Source organism: Rhodococcus sp. T7 (assembly GCF_009872365.1).
Taxonomy (GTDB): domain Bacteria; phylum Actinomycetota; class Actinomycetes; order Mycobacteriales; family Mycobacteriaceae; genus Rhodococcus_F.
This window is the reverse complement of the sequence record NZ_WXYH01000161.1, coordinates 1-3,117: the sequence shown is the minus strand read 5'-3', so window position 1 is coordinate 3,117 and position 3,117 is coordinate 1. Positions and strand designations below refer to the sequence as shown.

3 protein-coding genes and 2 pseudogenes are annotated in these 3,117 nt (G+C 62.2%); 2 read left to right on the top strand and 3 right to left on the bottom strand.

The window, feature by feature from the left end; genetic code table 11:
* From MLGJGCBP_RS51820 to MLGJGCBP_RS17325, 3 genes and pseudogenes are all read right to left on the bottom strand, one after another.
* Positions 1-245, bottom strand: a pseudogene (locus tag MLGJGCBP_RS51820) (hypothetical protein); the annotation flags it as partial.
* A gap of 44 nt (positions 246-289) precedes the next feature.
* Complete coding sequence (locus MLGJGCBP_RS54325; RefSeq protein WP_160097163.1) at positions 290-547, bottom strand: DUF3263 domain-containing protein; 258 nt, start codon at positions 545-547, stop codon at positions 290-292.
* 526 nt (positions 548-1,073) lie between these two features.
* Entirely contained in the window at positions 1,074-1,667 is a 594-nt protein-coding gene (locus MLGJGCBP_RS17325; protein WP_160097162.1) for a TetR/AcrR family transcriptional regulator, read from the bottom strand.
* Between the two features lie 80 nt (positions 1,668-1,747).
* Between MLGJGCBP_RS17325 and MLGJGCBP_RS17320 the strand changes: the two are divergent.
* Both MLGJGCBP_RS17320 and MLGJGCBP_RS51815 read left to right on the top strand, forming a co-directional pair.
* Positions 1,748-2,521 (top strand): annotated as a pseudogene (locus tag MLGJGCBP_RS17320) (transposase); the annotation flags it as partial.
* A gap of 54 nt (positions 2,522-2,575) precedes the next feature.
* The coding region (locus MLGJGCBP_RS51815; protein ID WP_442972105.1) for an oxidoreductase at positions 2,576-3,117 on the top strand (542 nt) is incomplete at its 3' end.

Sequence of the window (3,117 nt, the reverse complement as noted above, 5' to 3'; positions counted from 1 at the left end):
TTCGCGCCGTTCTCACAGAACTCCGCGTGCTTGCGGTGCCCGGGGGTTTCCGGCCACGCGCAGCCCGGGCAGTCGAATCCCTGCCGCTGATTCAGCTTCATCAGGGTCCGGGCCGTACGCACCGGACCCATCTGCTCCAGCCCACGCTTGAGCGAGACCAACACCGCAGGAACACCTGCCGCATAGGACTTGTTCCCAGATACGACAAGCTCGGATTTATCGATTTCGTGCAAAGGGTTGAGCATTGGTCACGCTTCCATGGACTGGGCTGGGTAGCGGCGAACGAGGTTCAATGTATCGCTTCCGACAGGACACGTTGCGGACTACATGGCCGTCCGTCACGCTTCGCCGCCAGTTTCGCACGAAGGGTGGTTCGCTCAGCGACTGACAAACTTCGTGAGGCAACGGAATCGAGAAGTTCGAGAAGCCGTTGTTCATATCTGAGCGGTGACATGCCGAAGCCGATGAGAATTTCTTCGGCCGGGGGCCCCCCGTAAGGCAACCATCGGCATGCGAGCTTGAGGATCGCTGCATCGACACTGCTCACGAACCTTGTCCCCTTTATGTGTTTGTGGTGTCAGGACGACCCACCGTCAATCAACTCTTAAGTGGCGCGGTACTCGCGTCGTCAGTCCGCTGTTTCCAGAGTGATTCGACGCCTGTAGAGCACACACAGAAAGATCCAGGTGCAAACCATCCCCGTCCCGTGAAGTTGAGCATCGACGCCGACAAGTGCAGCCCGTGAGATACCTCGTCCGGATGGAAGTCGCGGAAACGGTGTCGCTCGCACAGCAGTCGGTCAAGGACGTCTGCATAGTGGCCTGCACATAGGCACCTGTCGTAGTAGTAGCTGGGTGTCGAGGCTGACATACCGGCATTCCACATATTTTCAGACCCGATGTCGCAATACTACACTTTGCCCGCGACGCTTGGGATCGCCGCCGCCGGCGGGCCATGTACCGACTTCGCCGACGGGTTCGACGCGATGCCGGCGGGCTGACAGGCGACCCCCGGCCGGGTCGGGACCCGGCAGCGTAACGAGACACCGCCCGGCCCGATCAGCTGCTCGCTCGCTACTGCGAACCGTTGGTCGCGCCGGCGACCGCGGAGACATAGCCATCGGCAAGTGCCCCCAGGGACGCACGCGCCATCGAAGAGAGAACCACCGCGATGTTCGACGGCCGTTTCGCACCCCCCGGACGGGACGTGTCCGACGAGATCAGACTGTGGACCGCCCGCACAGCCGAGGCCAGCTCTTCCCTGGTCCGTCCGGGATATCCAGCACCGAGGGCGCGGATCCACCGATCCACATATGCTCGCTTCCTCCGCATGATGTTGGCGCGATACACCTGCGACAACGTCGTCTGTTCACGGTTCCAGATGATCGTGAGCTCCGGATTCTCCATCGTGAACTCGACGTGAGCGGCAATCAAACGTTCGATCTCGAACTCCGGGGAATCGGTGGGCTCGCCGATTCTCACCAGCAGTGCATCGAGAAGCCGATCGAACAGCACAGCAAGAATTTCCTCCTTGCTGGAAAAATGCCGGTAGACAGCCGAACCCGTGATACCTGCCGCCCCCGCGATGGCATCGACGCCGACCCCGTCGAAACTCCGCTCGGAGAACAGCTGGGTCGCCGCTGTAAGGATCTGATCTTCTCTTGACATACTGCAATCCTATGATGGGTACTCACTGGAAACGCGCGTTCACCTGTTCCTGGTCACACCGTCATCATGCCCCCGCCAACGTCGGATTCGACGACGACCTCGCCGGCGAGGCCACCCGCGTGAGCAACCGCATCCGAGGACTGCTCACTGGAATCCATCCGGCTCGAACGGGTCCTCGGACCCCACATCACCCATCCGGCGGTCCTCGAGATCCTCTCCCGCTGCGGCGGACCAGCCGGGATTCGCAAAAGCAGGCAAGCGAAAACTCACCGCGATCGCAGTCAAGCACGCGCCCCGCATGGGCACCCGACTCGTCGACAAGATCCTCACCGCCCTCGACGAGCAGACAGTGGTGGTCCCCGGCACCCAGGCCGCCGAGACGATCCTCCCCAAACTTGCCGACACCCTGAAAGAGACTCTCCAACAGCGGAAACGGTCGCCGAAGACGTGGAAAGGGCCCCCGATGACCACCCTCTTTCCCGGGTCCTGACCTCGATGCCCGGCAACGGTTTCTTCGGCGGCAGCCCGGTCCTGATCGAGGTCGGCGACGGCTCCGCCTTCGCCTCCGCCGCCCATATGGCGGCCTACGCCGGCATCGCACCTTCTCACCCGTAAATCGGGGCTCCTCGATCCGTGGCGAACACCCCGCCCGCTCCGGCAACAAAAAGCTCAAACGCGCCCTGTTCCTGTCGCGTTTTCCGCCCTCCACGACCCCACCAGTCGCGCCTACTACGACAAAAAGCGTGCCGAGAAGAAGAAGCTTGGGCGCGGCCCTGATCTGCCTCGCCCGACGCCGTTACGATGTCCTCTACGCCATGCTGAAGAACAAGGAACTCTACCGGGTACCACTTCCTCAGCGGCTTGACGGGAACCATAGGGACACCCCCCGCCACGACCGGCCGTATCCGATGCCCGAGGCTCTGGATGGAGGCGGCGTAGCCGGCGAAATCCGCCATCTCGTGGACGCCGCGGTCCGCGCGATTCGGGCCGGCTTCGAAGGAGTCGAGATCCACGGCACCGGAGGCTACTTACCGATGCAGTTCCTTTCGTCGTCGACCAACCGGCGCACCGATGCCTACGGAGGCACCACCCAGAACCGCGCACGTTTTCTGCTCGAGTGCATCGAGGGCGCCGCCGAGCGGGTCGGTCCGGAGCGAGTGGGAGTCAAGCTCTCCCCCGGTTTCTACTTCAACGACGTACACAACGTCGACACCGCTGAACTGTATGCATATCTGTGCGGGCAGGTCCGATGGGGCTTGTTTTCGCCGACTATCGCGGTCACCACTCCGAGGAGGGCATCGACCCCATCGGCTTGGTACACCAACATTACTCCGGAACCATCATCGCCAACGGCGGTTTCACCAGAGGTTCCGCCTAGAGCGTGTCTGCTATTTGCGGACACGGTGATGAATAACAATCGCGCCGAGGAGTACGCCACCGAGGAAGGTGG

Coding starts and splice junctions, on each gene's coding strand:
- MLGJGCBP_RS17325 (WP_160097162.1), bottom strand. CDS start 1,667: ATGTCAAGAGAAGATCAGATCCTTACAGCGGCGACCCAGCTGTTCTCC.